This window comes from Limnohabitans sp. (genome assembly GCF_044361985.1).
Taxonomy (GTDB): domain Bacteria; phylum Pseudomonadota; class Gammaproteobacteria; order Burkholderiales; family Burkholderiaceae_C; genus Limnohabitans_A.
This window is the reverse complement of record NZ_JBIKHV010000063.1, coordinates 1-14649: the sequence shown is the minus strand read 5'-3', so window position 1 is coordinate 14649 and position 14649 is coordinate 1. Positions and strand designations below refer to the sequence as shown.

The window sequence follows — 14649 nt, the reverse complement described above, 5'->3', positions numbered from 1 at the left end:
CTTAAAAAACCAACTGCTGCGTGCGGCGCCCAGAGGGTCTGCGCCCCAGAGCGCCCAACGTTGCTGGGCGGGCAGGTAGATTTGCCTTGTGCGGGCATAGTCAGCGCCGACCAGGCAGACGATGGCCAGGAGCAGGCCACCGGCCACTCGGGTGCGCGATGAAACGGGTGCCAACCAGCCAGGGCGTATGCCCATGAACAGCACGCCACACAACAACACCGCCATTTGGAAGGGCCCGTACCAAAGCGGAAATTCAAGCAGGCTGTGCAGGCCGATCACGGCCAGAACCGACCAAGCCAACTGCTGATTGGGCAAGCGGCTCAGCCACGGGCGGGCTCGGACCAGCACGGCCAGCAAAGCCACGCCCAGGCTAATGGTGATGGGCAGACCCAGCGTGACCGCCAAGTGCAAAGGCAGGTTGTGTGCATTGCCCAGAATGTCACAGAACCGGGTTTCCGGATCTCCGGTGTAGGGCGTGATGTAGTGGGCGTATTTGAGTTCGTCCCAGCCCCAGCCCATCCAGGGCTTTTCGCCAATCAACTGGATCACATTGCCCCAGAGCACGCGACGGCTGCCGCAGCCTTCGTTGTCACCCATTCGGGCCAATGCCCCGGTGATGTCTTGCCCGGACTGCCCGTTCAACAACCATGGCAAGGCCCAGTTGCCCAGCAGGTAGAGCCCCAATGTCCAAAAGGCCAAACGAGGGGAAAGGCGATGTGTTTCAAAACGGCTGCGGAAAGACCAAAAAACCGTCAGGCCAGTGACCAGCAGCATGTGCAGCAAGCCTGTGCGCGAAGCCGTGGCTGCGTTGCCAAAGGCTAACAAGGCCAGCATCCACAGCGCATGGTGTGCCTTGAGCCCATTCGCTTGCCACCAAAGGACGGACATGATGCCGATGCCTGAAAGTGTGGCCAGCTGGTTGCGTTGCCGCAAGTTGGCATTCGCTTCCCCCAACGCAGTCACATGCAGCCAGGGGCTGAAGGCAGAGGCTGCGCCGAAATACTGAATCAGGCCCATGGCGCTGCTGATCAAGGCGGCCCAAGCCCAGGCGCGGGCGATGTCCAGGGGCTTGATGGGCTGACCCAGCACCAGCAGGCAGACGATGCAGGCCCAGGTTAGCAGCAGCGGCACGGTGTTGGGTTGTGGCGTGGGCGACCAGGGGGCCACCCAAGGCAGCATCATCAGCACCAGGGGCAGCAACTTGAGCAGCCAGCGGGGTTCGCTCGAAAATGCTGCAGGGAAAGGCCTCAATTCCACGAGCTGCGCACCATGAAAAACGCCCTGAATTGAGCAGGGCGTTGGGATGAGCCAGAAACGTTCAAGAAGCCTTGCATGAAGCGGGCAGGTATTTCACGGGCAAACCGTTGCTGCTGGCCGGGCCGCAGCGCCAGCCCGAGATGGTTTTGCCGCCATCGGTGTTGCCATTGATGGGCGTGTCAGCGGTTTGCAGGGGGGTCAACGCGATGGCGTTGGCCGATGCACTGGTGCTGCCCCGCAAGGCGTCATGGTTGCCCACCACCGTGATCACGCCATTGCCATCCACCGCCACGCTGACCACATATTTGCTGGTCTGGCTTTCGCAGACCTTGGGCAAAGCCGCAGACACATTGGCATCCGATGATGAACTGATGGCTTCGTTGACCGCGGTTTTGCAGCCATTGGCCGCCAGCAGCATTTCGGAAACTTTGGCTCTGACGGTGTAATCCTGGTACGCCGGCAAAGCCAGCGCACCCAGAATGCCGATGATCGCGATCACGATCATCAGCTCGATCAACGTCAAACCGTGTTGGTTTTTTTTCATGGCCTCCCCTGGTAAATAGAGTTCTATGGTAATACATAGACCCTCTAAACACCTATTTTCAGATTAGGTGGAAGCGTCTTCGCTGTGTTGGGGGCGACGAGACATGATCAGTTTGCCCAAGGCCAGTACCAGCAAGGCGCCTGCAATGCCCAAGCCGTAGCCCCAGGCCTTGTCTTGTGGCAAATAAGCCACTAGGCCGGGATCTGTCTGAATCATGGTGCCTGCAATCCAACCCAGCAGCATGCCGCCTGCCGTGATGATCATCGGGAATCGGTCCATCAATTTCAGGACCAGTTGGCTGCCCCAGACGATGATCGGGATGCTGACCAGCAGACCGAAGATGACCAAAGGCATTTGGTGGTCTGGATTGCCAGAGGTCTGAGCCGCTCCGGCAATGGCGATCACGTTGTCCACGCTCATCACCAGGTCAGCAATGATCACGGTTTTGACTGCACCCCAAAGTTTGTCACTGCCCTTGATGTTGCTGTGGTCGTCGTCTGCATCCGGCGTCAGGAGCTTGACACCGATCCAGATGAGCAACACGGCACCCACGAACTTGAGGAAGGGAATAGCCAGCAGGGTGAGCGCGAAAAAGATCAGAATGACGCGCAAGATGATGGCGCCTGCGGTGCCCCACATGATGCCTTTGGTCCGCTGGTGCGGTGGCAATTGTCGGCAAGCCAGCGCGATGACCACGGCATTGTCGCCGCCCAGCAGGATGTCGATCATGATGATCTGGCCTACGGCGAACCAGAAATGAGGCGTCAGAAATTCTTCCACGGTATTCCTTTTGTCACGGGCACAGTGCCAGTGAAGCTTGATTTCAAAAAACGGAAAGCCGGATTGTCTTGCAAGACATCCGGCTTCGGCATTGTGGCAAACCACAGCCCCCGCAAGGGGGTAAAGTTTACTTCAGCTGGGCTTTGAGCAGTTTGCCGAGTTCCGAGGGGTTGCGTGTGACGATGAAGCCGCACGCTTCCATGATGGCCAGCTTGGCGTCGGCCGTGTCGGCACCACCAGAGATCAGTGCGCCGGCATGGCCCATGCGCTTGCCGGGAGGGGCAGTCACACCGGCGATGAAGCCGACGATCGGCTTTTTCATGTTGGCCTTGCACCACATGGCGGCTTCAGCTTCGTCGGGTCCGCCGATTTCACCGATCATGATGACGGCGTCGGTGTCCGGGTCGTCGTTGAAAGCCTGCATCACGTCGATGTGCTTCAGACCGTTGATCGGGTCGCCACCGATGCCCACGGCGCTGGACTGGCCCAGGCCGACTTCGGTCAGCATGGCCACGGCTTCATAGGTCAGGGTGCCCGAACGGGAGACCACGCCGATGCGACCTTTGCGGTGGATGTGACCGGGCATGATGCCGATCTTGATTTCGTCAGGGGTGATCAGGCCGGGGCAGTTGGGGCCCAGCAGCAAGGTCTTCTTGCCGCCAGCCGCTTCCTTGGCTTTCATCTTGTTGCGCACTTCGAGCATGTCGCGAACCGGGATGCCCTCGGTGATGCAGATCGCCAGGTCCAGGTCGGCCTCAACGGCCTCCCAGATGGCCGCAGCAGCGCCGGCAGGGGGCACGTAGATCACGGACACGGTCGCGCCGGTTTGCTGGGCGGCTTCCTTGACGGAGGCGAAGATCGGGATGTTGAAGATGGACTCGCCCGCCTTCTTAGGGTTCACGCCCGCGACAAAGCAGTTTTTGCCATTCGCGTATTCCTGGCACTTTTCAGTGTGGAACTGACCGGTTTTCCCGGTGATGCCCTGGGTGATGACTTTGGTGTCTTTGTTGATGTAGATCGACATTTTGGATTCCTAATCAGATGCGGACGGCGCCAAAGAGCGGTCCCGCAAAGTTAATCAGTTGGGGACAGAGCTGAAGATCTGTCCCACAAAGACATTTATTTGACGGCAGCGACGATGGCTGTTGCGGCTTCGGCCATGGTGTCGGCAGAGATGATGGGCAAACCGGACTCGGCCAGCATTTTCTTGCCCAGCTCGTCGTTGGTGCCCTTCATGCGCACCACCAGTGGCACGGACAGGTTCACGGCCTTGCAGGCGGTGATCACGCCGGTGGCGATGGTGTCGCACTTCATGATGCCGCCGAAGATGTTGACCAAAATGCCTTTGACATTTTTGTTGGACAACATGATCTTGAAGGCTTCAGTGACTTTTTCGGCCGTTGCGCCGCCGCCCACGTCCAGGAAGTTGGCCGGCTCGCCGCCGAACAGCTTGATGGTGTCCATGGTGGCCATGGCCAAGCCTGCGCCGTTGACCAGGCAACCGATGTTGCCGTCCAAGCTGATGTAAGCCAGGTCGAACTTGGAGGCTTCGACTTCAGCCGGGTCTTCTTCGTCCAGATCGCGGTAAGCCACGATTTCAGGGTGGCGGAACAGGGCGTTGGCATCGAAGTTGAACTTCGCATCCAAAGCCATCACGTTGCCTTTGCTGTCGCGGTTCAGGGGGTTGATTTCAACCAACGAGGCGTCGGTTTCCATGTAGCACTGGTACAGCTTCTTGAAAATGTCCACGGCTTGAGCGGTGGAGTCAGCCGGCATGCCGATGGCGTCTGCGATCTTCTTGGCTTGAGCGTCGCCCAAACCGGTCAATGGATCGATGAAATCGGTGATGATTTTTTCGGGGGTGCTGTGGGCAACTTCTTCGATGTCCATGCCGCCTTCGCTGGAAGCGATGAAGGCGATTTTTTGTGTGGCGCGGTCAGTGACCACAGACACGTAATATTCTTTGTTGATGTCAGCGCCGTCTTCGATGTAAAGGCGTCGGACTTTTTGGCCTTCTGGGCCAGTCTGGTGGGTCTTGAGCTGCATGCCCAGGATCTCGCCAGAGATGCGCTTGACGTCTTCAATGGTTTTAGCCACTTTGACGCCACCGCCTTTGCCTCGGCCACCAGCGTGGATCTGGGCTTTGACCACCCAAACCGGGCCACCCAGTTTTTGAGCGGCTTCAACCGCCTCTTGAACGGTGAATGCTGCGATGCCGCGGGGGACGGGCACACCGAATTGACGCAAGATTTCCTTGCCTTGGTACTCGTGAATCTTCATGTGGTCTTTTCTCAGAGAGTGGTTGATCTGACCGGTCCGCCGGGGTGATTCTCCCGCCAGCGGGCTCTGGACACTGCAGTTGGCGACTGTATCATGCTGCAATGCACCAATCTTGGGCCTTGCGTCTTACATTCACTTGACGCTGGGCGCCAAAATCCTTGCAAAGGTAAACCATATGGCCAAAATATTCATCGATGGCGAAGCCGGCACCACCGGTTTGCAGATTCGCGAGCGCCTCGCATTGATGCCCCAAATTCAGGTGCTGAGCATTGACCCTGCCCGCCGCAAAGACCCTGAAGCCAAACGCGAGATGATGGCTGCCGCCGACCTGGTGGTGCTGTGCCTGCACGACGAAGCCGCCATCGCATCGGTGGCCATGATCGACAGCCTGCCTGGCCGCAAGCCGCGCATTGTGGATGCGTCCACTGCGCACCGCTGTCACCCGGAATGGATCTTTGGCTTTCCCGAACTGGCGACCGAGCAAATCGCTGCCGTGCGTCAGGCCCAGCGTGTGGCCAACCCGGGTTGCTACGCGACAGGGGCGATTTCCATCTTGCGGCCCTTGGTCGACGCAGGGCTGTTGCTGAGAGATTTTCCGGTTTGCCTGCCTGCCGTCAGTGGGTACTCGGGTGGGGGGCGGGCCATGATCGAAGACTACGAAGCGGGCAAGGCGCCGTTGTTTGAAGCCTATGCCCTGGGCCTCAATCACAAACACATCCCTGAAATCATGCGTTACACCGGGCTGACCTGTCGCCCCTTGTTTGTTCCGGCCGTGGGCAATTTCCGTCAGGGCATGCTGGTGCAGTTGCCCCTGCACCTGGACACCTTGCCCGGCAAACCTGCAGCCGCTGATTTGCACGACGCCTTGCAGGCGCACTATGCAAGCAGCCAAGCCGCGGGCGGCTGGGTCAGTGTGCTGCCCGCCACGCCAGATGCCAAGCTGGACGCCACAGCGCTGAACGACACCAACAAGCTTGAAATCCGGGTGTTTGCCAATGAAGCTGCCCGTCAAGCCGTGGTGATTGCGCGCCTGGACAACCTGGGCAAAGGCGCCAGTGGTGCGGCGGTGCAGAACATCCAGCTGATGCTGGGTTTGTAATTCGGCGTGTGTGACCTAGCGAACGGTCACCGTCTGAATTGCGCCGGATACTTCAACCAACGACAGAGCCTTCTGACGGCTCTCCCCAGCTTGATGTGCGCCTTCGGGCGCAGGACAAAGCAAGGTGGTTTCCCTGGTCACCAGGGAGGTTCATTGGGGGGAGCCCTCAGAAGGCTTTGTTTTTTGGACGGGCCTGCTGCTGCAGTGCGGCTCAATCTTCCAGTTCGTCTGCGCCCTGAATGATCTTGCGCACCACTTCCGAATGGAAGCCCCGCGTCAATAAAAACCGAGCTTGTTTGGCCCGGTCTTTCGGGTCAGTGGCCGGCTTGTCGAACTTTTTTCGCCACACGGCCAAGGCCCGGCTGTACTCGGTCTCGCGCAGGCCCGCCAAGGCTTCGTTCACGGCGTCTCCCGACAAACCTTTGGATGCCAACTCGTGTTTGATCCGGCTGGCGCCCAGTTTGGCGGCACGCCGGTGCACCACCGATTCGATCACCCGCCCCTCGTTGATGAAGTCCCGCGCCTGCAAATCGTCCAGGGCCTTGGCCAGTTCGCCGGGTTCTTGGGCGTGGGCCGCCAGTTTGCGTTCCAGCTCGGCGCGGGAATGTTCGCGCTGGCTCAAAAGCCGCAGGGCGCGGCCTTTGAGCGAGGGTTGAAAAGCGGGCTTGTTCAAGCTCAGTCGGCCTTGACTTCGGCAATGGCCGATTCCAGCAAGCGGATGCCCAGGGATTCGCGCACCTTGTTTTCGATTTCACGGGCCAGTGCCGGGTTTTCGCGCAGGAATTCGCGGGCGTTGTCACGACCCTGGCCGATTTTCTCGCCTTGGTAGGCGTACCAGGCGCCCGATTTGTCAACGATTTTGGCGGTGACGCCCATGTCGATGACCTCGCCTTCGCGGCTGATGCCTTCGCCGAACAAGATGTCGAACTCGGCGGTCTTGAAGGGCGGCGCGACCTTGTTCTTGACCACCTTGACCTTGGTCTCGTTACCGATCGCCTCGTCTCCCTTTTTGATGGTGCCGGTGCGGCGGATGTCCAGACGGACCGAGGCGTAGAACTTGAGCGCATTGCCGCCGGTGGTGGTCTCGGGGCTGCCGAACATGACGCCGATCTTCATGCGGATCTGGTTGATGAAGATGACGGTGCAGTTGGTCTTCTTGATGGTGGCGGTCAGCTTGCGCAACGCCTGGCTCATCAAACGCGCTTGCAGGCCGGGCAGGCTGTCGCCCATGTCGCCTTCGATTTCGGCCTTGGGGGTCAGGGCTGCCACCGAATCAATCACCACCAAGTCCACGGCGCCAGAGCGCACCAGGCTGTCGACGATTTCGAGGGCCTGTTCGCCAGTGTCGGGTTGGCTGACCAGCAGCTCTTGCAGGTTAACGCCCAGGTTCTGGGCGTACTGCACATCCAGCGCGTGCTCGGCGTCTACAAAGGCGCAGGTGCCGCCCAGACGCTGCATCTCGGAGATGACTTGCAGGGTCAGGGTGGTTTTGCCGGAAGACTCGGGGCCGTAGATTTCGATCACGCGGCCACGGGGCAGGCCACCCACGCCCAGCGCGATGTCCAGGCCCAAAGAGCCGGTGGAGACGACTTGGATGTCAGCGATGACCTCGCCTTCGCCCAGCCGCATGATGGTGCCTTTGCCAAACTGTTTTTCAATCTGGGCCAGTGCGGCTTGCAGGGCTTTGGATTTTTCGCTGTTGTCGTCGATCATAAAAATCTCCTTGAATATCAATGGTTTGGAGCATCGGGTTCAGCAGGAATGCGCCGTTTACTGGATGCTTGAACAGTACTGTAAACGAGCTGTATAAAACTGTAAACACTATTTTTGGTCAGTTTGCCTTATCATTAAGCCGTGATGAAAACTGCCCAGAATCTGACGGAAGCGCCCACGTCTTTGCAGGACGAGCGCTGGCGCCAAACCCATTTGGGCCGCCTGCTGGGCCACGCCATGCGCCGTTTCGATGCGCGTGTGCTGCACTTGATGGCGGGCAATGAAGGTGTGCCCCTGGCGTTGGCCAACCTGGCTTCACGCGATCAGATCAGCGCGGCGCATGTGCACATCACCCGCCATTTGGCACTGGAAGGTTCGCGCCTGACCGAGCTGGCACAGGCTGCAGGCATGAGCAAGCAAGCCATGGGCGACTTGGTGGACCAGTGCAGCGCTTGGGGTTTGGTGCGGCGTGAACCCGACCCGCTCGACGCCCGCGCCAGGCGGGTGGTGTTTACCCCGGTCGGCCTGGCGTGGCTGCAGGCTTTCAAGGATGCGGTGGCACAAGCCGAAGCCGAGTTCCGCGAGGCGGTGGGCAAGGATGTGGCCACCGTGGTGGCGCTCGGTCTGGAGGCCTATGCCATCTGAAACGGCTCCGTCCGCAGCGCAGCAGTTTCGTGACCGCATGCCGCTTGGCAGACACTAGAATCACAGCAGTGAGCGCGTTCAGCCAGGCTGGGCGGCGTACTGCACAACAACAGGAGACAGCCATGCGAATTCTGATAGCCGAAGACGATCAGGTGCTTGCCGATGGATTGCTGCGGACATTGCGCAGCGCTGGCGCGGCGGTGGACCATGTGGCCAGCGGCAGCGAGGCCGATGCGGCCTTGATGACCAACAACGAATTCGATTTGCTGATTCTTGACCTGGGCTTGCCCAAAATGCACGGGCTGGAAGTGCTCAAGCGTTTGCGTGCCAGAGGCTCCACATTGCCCGTGTTGATTCTTACCGCGGCAGACAGCGTCGAAGAGCGCGTCAAGGGCCTGGATTACGGCGCTGACGATTACATGGCCAAGCCGTTCAGCTTGCAAGAACTCGAAGCCCGCGTGCGCGCCTTGACCCGCCGTGGCATGGGTGGCGCCACATCACAGATCAAGCATGGCCCCCTGATTTATGACCAATCCGGCCGTGTGGCCACCATCGACGGCAAGATGGTGGAGCTGTCGGCGCGCGAGCTGGGCCTGCTCGAAGTGTTGCTGCAACGCGCAGGCCGTCTGGTCAGCAAAGACCAGTTGGTTGAGCGCCTTTGCGAATGGGGCGAAGAGGTCAGCAACAACGCGATCGAGGTGTACATCCACCGCCTGCGCAAGAAAATCGAAAAAGGGCCGATCCGCATCGCCACCGTTCGCGGCCTGGGCTATTGCCTCGAAAAGATCCCCGGCTAAGTGCCCGCTGATTTCCAGCGCACCGTCACACAGTTCAGGACCAGGCCGCCATGAAATCAAGCGGCTGGAGCGTTCGCATTTTTAAGCGTGAACAAAGATCCTTGTTTGGCGAAATCCTCGACTGGATGCTCACGCCCCTGTTGTTGCTGTGGCCCATCAGTCTGGCACTGACCTGGCTGGTGGCGCAAGGCCTGGCCAACAAGCCCTTTGACCGTGCACTGGTCTACAACGTGCAAGCACTGGCCCAACAGGTCAAGCTGGGGCCTGACGACCGGGTTCAATTTAACCTGCCTCAGCCTGCCAGTGAACTGCTGCGCGCCGATGAAACCGATCTCGTTTATTACCAGGTGCGCGGAGGCCACCAAGAGCATTTGAGTGGTGAGCGGGACTTGCCCTTGCCTCCGGCAGGCCAGGATAAAACCAGAAGCTACGAAGTGCACATCCGCGATGACGAGATGCGCGGGCTTGAAGTGCGCGTGGCCTATACCTGGATACCGCTGGATGCCGAGGGAAAGCATCCGGCACTGGTGCAAGTTGCCGAGACGCGAGAAAAGCGCTCTGTGCTGGCGGCCGAGATCATCAAGGGCGTGATGCTGCCCCAGTTTGCCCTTTTGCCCTTGGCGGTGCTTTTGGTGTGGCTGGCGCTGGTGCGTGGCATCAAGCCGCTGTCCGAGCTGGAAGAGCGCATCCGTGCACGCAAATCCGATGACCTCAGCCCGCTTGACGACAAGGCCGTGCCCATGGAAGTGGCCCCGTTGGTGGTGTCGGTGAACGACCTGCTGGAGCGCTTGAAGGACTCCATCGTCACGCAAAAGCGCTTTTTGGCCGATGCGGCACACCAGCTCAAAACGCCTTTGGCGGGTTTGCGCATGCAGGCCGACCTGGCGCAACGCTCGGGCTCCAGCGAGGAGGACCTGAAGAAATCGCTGAAGCAAATTGGCCGTGCCAGCGTGCAGGCCACGCACACCGTGAACCAGTTGTTGTCGCTGGCCCGTGCAGAAGGCGGGGGCACCCACCTGCCCCAGCAAAGCTGCGACATGGTGACGATGGCCAGCGAAGTTCTGCAAGACTGTTTGCCTGGCGCCATGGACAAGGGCCTGGACCTGGGCTACGAGGGGGTGCAACCCGGCACCCCTGGCGCACAAGTGCAAGGCAACCCGACACTGCTGAAAGAGATGCTGCGCAATCTGGTCGAAAACGCCATCCACTACACACCCAGCACCCCCGAGCGTCAGGGGGTGGTCACGGTGCGTGTGCTGGTCGACCCCTACAGCAAAACACTGGTGATGCAGGTCGAAGACAATGGCCTGGGCATCCCGCAGGCTGAACAGGATTTGGTGTTTCAACCGTTTTACCGGGCACTCGGCACCAACGTGGACGGCTCCGGCCTGGGCCTGCCCATCGTCAAGGAAATCGCCCAACAACACGGCGCCTCCATCTCAGTCGATGCGGCCCATCCTGGCCATGTCCCGCCGGGTGCCTGCTTCACCCTGCGTTTCAGCGCACCGGCCTAGGGGCAAAGAGCCACGGCCCATGCCAGCCCCTGCACCCGAATGGGCTTCAGGCAGGCTTGCCCATGTTCAGCTGTAAACGTTCGCGCTCGATCACGCGGGCCACCGCGGGTTCAGCCGCCACTTTTTGCACAAAGGCCCACAACTCGGGGTGCTCTTCGGGCGTGATGCCAGCGATCGTGCCCCAGCGGGTGAATGTCAGGCAATAGGCGTCCAGTGGGCCGAAGCGCTCACCGCTGAGCCAGGTTTGGCCTTTGGCTGCGGCCGCTTTGACCAAGTCTTGCAGCTCAGCCAACATGCCCCGGAACAGTTGCGTGTTGTAGGGTTTGAGCGCCGCCTGCACCTCGGGCAGGTCCGAAAACTTTTGCGGCATGAAGATGTGCGTGAAGGTCGGGTGCACGGTGTTGTTCATCCAGGCCAAAGTGGCAATGGCCTGAGCGCGTGCCAGGGCTTCGGTGGGCAAAAAGCCCGCCTGGGGAAACAGCTGGTCCAGATACAAAACGATGGCCACAATTTGGCTGATGGGCTGGCCATTGTTTATCAGCACGGGCACCTGGCCTCGCGGGTTGATGGCTTTGTAGTCGTCGCTGTTTTGCTCGCCCTTGTGCAGCTTGACCATGCTGGGCTCAAACTCGGCGCCACTCATTTCAAGCAGGACATGGGGCACAAAAGAACAGGCGCCAGGGGCAAAGTGAAGTTTCAGGCTCATCGGGCAAGTCTCCAAAAAATTTTAAGGGTTTGAGGGGGGTGATGCTGTGCGCTGCTTGACCACAGGCGCTTCGGTTGCAGAGGGCGCTGGACTTGGGGCGGCGGGGGCCGATGCGGGCGCTGTGTTGGGCGTGTTTTCGGGCGTGGTGTCTGCTGCGGCTGCTTCAGCGGCGATGCGTTTTGCAGCTGCGGCAGGGGTTTCGGCCTTGATGGCCGTGGGCCGAATCTGGTTCAGCACACGTTCAGGCTCGCGGGCGGTGTTTGGCCCCCAGCCCCAGCGGGCAAAGGCGTCAAATTGCCAGACCAAAGCGGTCACATTGAGGACCCCCAAAAGGGCGATCAGCCAGCGTATCTTCAAAACGTGTTCTCCGATTTCAATGGGCGCACGCTGACTTCAGCGCTGACGATGTCTTGCACGCCGGTCGCTGTTTGCAGTCGCAAGGCCCCGGTGCGGCCCACACCCAGCGCCAGGCCGAGCTGGCCATCGCTGGTGTCCACGCGCCGGCCCTTGAGGACGTCACGCGACTCAAAGCGGGCCTGCAAGGGGGCAAAGCCTTCCGCCTCAAAGGCCAGCAGGGTCTTGATCAGGGGGGGCGCCACACGCGCCAGGCAGGCGTGTGCCGTCAAATCAGGCAACAACTCGGCCAGTGCTGCTGGCGCTGTGTTCAGGCCGTCTGCAGAGCGTGGGCGGATGTTCAGGCCCACCCCGACCACAACCTGGCTGCGACCGCCCATGCTGGCCGCTTCGACCAGGATGCCGCCCAGCTTGCGGTCTTGAAACCACAAATCATTGGGCCACTTCAGGCCGATATCGGGGTGCAGGCTTTCGGCCAGGCTCAGGCCCACGGCCAGTGACAGGCCAGACCAATCCTGGGGCGCGAGGGGCAGGCTGATGGAAAAGGTGAGCGAGTCGCCAGGCTGGCTTTGCCAGACGCGGCCCATGCGCCCTCGGCCGGCAGTTTGTTGATCGGCCACCAGCAAGCTGGGTTCTTGCTGGCCTGCACGTGCCCGCCGCATCAGCTCGCTGTTGGTGGAATCGATCGTGGGCAAGACCTCGACCGTGAAGTCGGGCAGCAGGGGAAAAATCTGTGCCCAGATCGCTTCAGCAGGCCAGGCAATGGGCGAGATCATGGCTCAGCGCTTTTTGGCGGGAGCCTTCTTGGGCTGAATGGGCTTGTCTGGTTTGGCCGCAGTTTTCTTTTTGTCGGCTTTGTTCAAAAGGCTGTCTTTGGCTGCCTTGGCCACTTTTTTCTTGGGCTTTTCCAACTTGACAGGCTGGACCAGCTTGGCGGCTTTGTCTTTGTCTTTGGATTTGACCTTGACTTTGACTTTGACTTTTGTCTCGGCCTGAGCCTTAACCTCGGCCTTGGCCTTGCTCTTTTTCTGGCTTGGAATCTTGGGCGTCTCTTTGCGCTCTTTGGGCGACAACAGCGTGCCCCGGCAGTTCTTGCTGCCGCACCAGCAGGGGTATTCGGCCTTGAGCTTCTTGGTGTAGGGCTCGTCGATGATCAGCCCGTAGTCGTAATTCAGCTCTTCACCAGCCTGGATGTTGCGAATGGCCTTGATGAAAATGCGGTCCTTGTCTTCGTCGGCTTCGCAGTTCGGGTTGCAGCTGTGGTTGATCCAGCGCGATGAGTTACCGCCATGCAGGGCATCGATCACCCGGTCTTCGTTCACATGGAAATAAAAGGTGTGGTTGGGGTCCTTGGGGTCGTGCGGGTGGCGGTCTTGTGCTTCGTCCCAGCTGATGACCTCGCCCACGTACTCGATGAGGGTTTCACCTTCGGCGATGTCTTGCAGCGCAAACACCCCTTTGCCATGCACACCGGAGCGGCGAACCTGGATGCGCTTGCCGGTGGCGCTGGCGGAAGATCGGCTGGGAGAGTAAACAGAGGTTTTGGCCACGGCTTTAAAAATTTGTTATGGTGAATTCATGTGGGCGTGCGCGTGAGCGCGTCCGGGCGCGTACGCACACGCGAGACAACGGGATTGTAATGACATGAAGACATTGGTAATTGCAGAGAAGCCTTCGGTGGCTCAAGACATCGTCAAAGCCTTGACGCCGACCTCGGGCAAGTTCGAAAAACACGACGACCATTTTGAGAACGACAAGTACGTCGTGACCAGCGCCGTCGGCCACCTGCTGGAGATCCAGGCGCCCGAGCAATACGACGTCAAGCGCGGCAAGTGGAGCTTTGCCAATTTGCCGGTCATTCCCCCGCACTTTGACCTCAAGCCCGTGGACAAGACCAAGAGCCGCTTGAGTGCGGTGGTCCGGCAGGCCAAGCGCAAGGACGTGAACGCGCTCATCAATGCCTGTGACGCTGGGCGCGAGGGGGAGTTGATCTTCCGCCTGATCGAGCAGTACGCCGGTGGCGCCAAGACGCTGGACAAGCCCGTGCAGCGCCTGTGGTTGCAGTCGATGACGCCGCAAGCGATCCGTGACGGCTTTGACCACCTGCGCAGCAACACCCAAATGCAAGGTCTGGCCGACGCCGCCCGCAGTCGCTCCGAGGCCGATTGGCTGGTGGGGATCAATGGCACCCGGGCCATGACCGCATTCAACTCGCGCGACGGCGGATTCTTTTTGACCACAGTGGGCCGGGTGCAAACGCCCACGCTCGCCGTGGTGGTGGTGCGTGAAGAGCAAATTCGCAAGTTCATCAGCCGCGACTATTGGGAAGTGCAGGCCGAATTCGCTGCCACTTCGGGCACGTATCCTGGCAAGTGGTTCGATCCGGCCTGGAAGAAAGAAGAAGACGCCGAGAAAAAAGCCGACCGCAAATGGACGGCCCAGCAAGCGCAAGCCATTGTCGACGCCGTGCGGGGCCAAAAGGCCTCGGTCACTGAAGAGTCCACACCCACCACCCAGGCCAGCCCGGGCTTGTTTGACCTGACCAGCCTGCAGCGTGAAGCCAACGGCAAGTTCGGTTTTTCAGCCAAGACCACGCTGGCGCTGGCGCAAAGCCTGTACGAACGCCACAAGGCCCTGACTTACCCGCGAACCGATTCACGCCACTTGCCCGAAGACTATGTGCCAGTGGCCAAGGAAACCTTCGAGATGCTCGCCGACAGCGGCATGAAGCACCTGGCCCCACACGCCCTCACGGCGCTCAACAACAACTACGTGCGCAAGACGCCGCGGGTGTTCGACAACAAAAAGGTGTCGGACCACTTTGCCATCATCCCGACCCTGCAGGCCCCCAGTGGCTTGTCTGAGGCCGAGCAAAAGCTTTATGACCTGGTGGTTCGCCGCTTCATGGCGGTGTTTTTCCCCAGTGCCGAATACCAGGTGACCACCCGCATCAGCGTGGC

16 protein-coding genes are annotated in these 14649 nt (G+C 60.1%); 5 read left to right on the top strand and 11 right to left on the bottom strand.

Annotated features, from left to right (window positions below; all coding sequences use genetic code 11):
- The 5 genes from ACIQ3A_RS10785 to sucC all read right to left on the bottom strand — a co-directional run.
- On the bottom strand, positions 1-1257 hold a 1257-nt coding region (locus ACIQ3A_RS10785; protein WP_396431744.1), incomplete at its 3' end, for a Wzy polymerase domain-containing protein.
- A gap of 61 nt (positions 1258-1318) precedes the next feature.
- Complete coding sequence (locus ACIQ3A_RS10780; protein ID WP_396431743.1) at positions 1319-1801, bottom strand: pilin; 483 nt, start codon at positions 1799-1801, stop codon at positions 1319-1321.
- A 63-nt stretch (positions 1802-1864) separates the two neighbouring features.
- On the bottom strand, positions 1865-2581 hold the full coding sequence (locus ACIQ3A_RS10775; RefSeq protein ID WP_396431742.1) for a TerC family protein: 717 nt from the start codon (positions 2579-2581) through the stop codon (positions 1865-1867).
- A 127-nt stretch (positions 2582-2708) separates the two neighbouring features.
- Positions 2709-3605: a succinate--CoA ligase subunit alpha gene (gene sucD, locus ACIQ3A_RS10770; protein ID WP_396431741.1), complete on the bottom strand. Its 897-nt coding sequence runs from the start codon at positions 3603-3605 to the stop codon at positions 2709-2711.
- Between the two features lie 95 nt (positions 3606-3700).
- Entirely contained in the window at positions 3701-4861 is a 1161-nt protein-coding gene (sucC, locus tag ACIQ3A_RS10765) for an ADP-forming succinate--CoA ligase subunit beta (RefSeq protein WP_396431740.1), read from the bottom strand.
- A 175-nt stretch (positions 4862-5036) separates the two neighbouring features.
- On the opposite strand from sucC, the gene argC reads away from it, so the two are divergent.
- Positions 5037-5960 (top strand): N-acetyl-gamma-glutamyl-phosphate reductase, encoded by a 924-nt coding sequence (gene argC, locus ACIQ3A_RS10760; protein ID WP_396431739.1) that lies wholly within the window; start codon positions 5037-5039, stop codon positions 5958-5960.
- 211 nt (positions 5961-6171) lie between these two features.
- On the opposite strand, the gene recX is transcribed toward argC, so the two are convergent.
- Both recX and recA read right to left on the bottom strand, forming a co-directional pair.
- The gene (gene recX / locus ACIQ3A_RS10755) at positions 6172-6633 is read right to left on the bottom strand and encodes a recombination regulator RecX (RefSeq protein WP_396431738.1); all 462 of its coding nucleotides are present in this window, start codon (positions 6631-6633) and stop codon (positions 6172-6174) included.
- Positions 6634-6635: 2 nt separating this feature from the next.
- The gene (gene recA / locus ACIQ3A_RS10750; protein ID WP_396431737.1) at positions 6636-7673 is read right to left on the bottom strand and encodes a recombinase RecA; all 1038 of its coding nucleotides are present in this window, start codon (positions 7671-7673) and stop codon (positions 6636-6638) included.
- Between the two features lie 144 nt (positions 7674-7817).
- Between recA and ACIQ3A_RS10745 the strand changes: the two genes are divergently transcribed.
- The 3 genes from ACIQ3A_RS10745 to ACIQ3A_RS10735 all read left to right on the top strand — a co-directional run bounded on the left by ACIQ3A_RS10745 (position 7818) and on the right by ACIQ3A_RS10735 (position 10629).
- Complete coding sequence (locus ACIQ3A_RS10745) at positions 7818-8318, top strand: MarR family winged helix-turn-helix transcriptional regulator (RefSeq protein ID WP_396431736.1); 501 nt, start codon at positions 7818-7820, stop codon at positions 8316-8318.
- 122 nt (positions 8319-8440) lie between these two features.
- Positions 8441-9115, top strand: coding sequence for a response regulator transcription factor (locus ACIQ3A_RS10740; RefSeq protein ID WP_108406347.1), 675 nt, complete (start codon positions 8441-8443; stop codon positions 9113-9115).
- A gap of 50 nt (positions 9116-9165) precedes the next feature.
- Entirely contained in the window at positions 9166-10629 is a 1464-nt protein-coding gene (locus ACIQ3A_RS10735; protein ID WP_396431735.1) for a sensor histidine kinase, read from the top strand.
- 46 nt (positions 10630-10675) lie between these two features.
- On the opposite strand, the gene ACIQ3A_RS10730 is transcribed toward ACIQ3A_RS10735, so the two are convergent.
- Genes ACIQ3A_RS10730 through ACIQ3A_RS10715 form a run of 4 tightly spaced genes read right to left on the bottom strand, consistent with a single transcriptional unit; the run spans position 10676 to position 13239 of the window.
- Complete coding sequence (locus ACIQ3A_RS10730) at positions 10676-11335, bottom strand: glutathione S-transferase family protein (protein ID WP_396431734.1); 660 nt, start codon at positions 11333-11335, stop codon at positions 10676-10678.
- 21 nt (positions 11336-11356) lie between these two features.
- Positions 11357-11692: a hypothetical protein gene (locus tag ACIQ3A_RS10725; protein WP_396431733.1), complete on the bottom strand. Its 336-nt coding sequence runs from the start codon at positions 11690-11692 to the stop codon at positions 11357-11359.
- A complete protein-coding gene (locus ACIQ3A_RS10720) occupies positions 11689-12465 on the bottom strand; it encodes a biotin--[acetyl-CoA-carboxylase] ligase (RefSeq protein WP_396431732.1) in 777 nt (258 codons plus the stop codon). Before ACIQ3A_RS10720 ends, ACIQ3A_RS10725 begins: the two co-directional genes overlap by 4 nt.
- Before the next feature lie 3 nt (positions 12466-12468).
- Positions 12469-13239: an SET domain-containing protein gene (locus tag ACIQ3A_RS10715; RefSeq protein WP_396431731.1), complete on the bottom strand. Its 771-nt coding sequence runs from the start codon at positions 13237-13239 to the stop codon at positions 12469-12471.
- A gap of 94 nt (positions 13240-13333) precedes the next feature.
- On the opposite strand from ACIQ3A_RS10715, the gene ACIQ3A_RS10710 reads away from it, so the two are divergent.
- A partial coding sequence (locus ACIQ3A_RS10710; protein WP_396431730.1) for a DNA topoisomerase occupies positions 13334-14649 on the top strand: 1316 nt, incomplete at its 3' end.

Excerpts from the sequence above, each read along its gene's own strand:
- ACIQ3A_RS10780 (WP_396431743.1), bottom strand. The coding sequence starts at position 1,801 with ATGAAAAAAAACCAACACGGTTTGACGTTGATCGAGCTGATGATCGTG.
- sucD (WP_396431741.1), bottom strand. The coding sequence starts at position 3,605 with ATGTCGATCTACATCAACAAAGACACCAAAGTCATCACCCAGGGCATC.
- sucC (WP_396431740.1), bottom strand. The coding sequence starts at position 4,861 with ATGAAGATTCACGAGTACCAAGGCAAGGAAATCTTGCGTCAATTCGGT.
- argC (WP_396431739.1), top strand. The coding sequence starts at position 5,037 with ATGGCCAAAATATTCATCGATGGCGAAGCCGGCACCACCGGTTTGCAG.
- recA (WP_396431737.1), bottom strand. The coding sequence starts at position 7,673 with ATGATCGACGACAACAGCGAAAAATCCAAAGCCCTGCAAGCCGCACTG.
- ACIQ3A_RS10745 (WP_396431736.1), top strand. The coding sequence starts at position 7,818 with ATGAAAACTGCCCAGAATCTGACGGAAGCGCCCACGTCTTTGCAGGAC.
- ACIQ3A_RS10740 (WP_108406347.1), top strand. The coding sequence starts at position 8,441 with ATGCGAATTCTGATAGCCGAAGACGATCAGGTGCTTGCCGATGGATTG.
- ACIQ3A_RS10735 (WP_396431735.1), top strand. The coding sequence starts at position 9,166 with ATGAAATCAAGCGGCTGGAGCGTTCGCATTTTTAAGCGTGAACAAAGA.
- ACIQ3A_RS10730 (WP_396431734.1), bottom strand. The coding sequence starts at position 11,335 with ATGAGCCTGAAACTTCACTTTGCCCCTGGCGCCTGTTCTTTTGTGCCC.
- ACIQ3A_RS10720 (WP_396431732.1), bottom strand. The coding sequence starts at position 12,465 with ATGATCTCGCCCATTGCCTGGCCTGCTGAAGCGATCTGGGCACAGATT.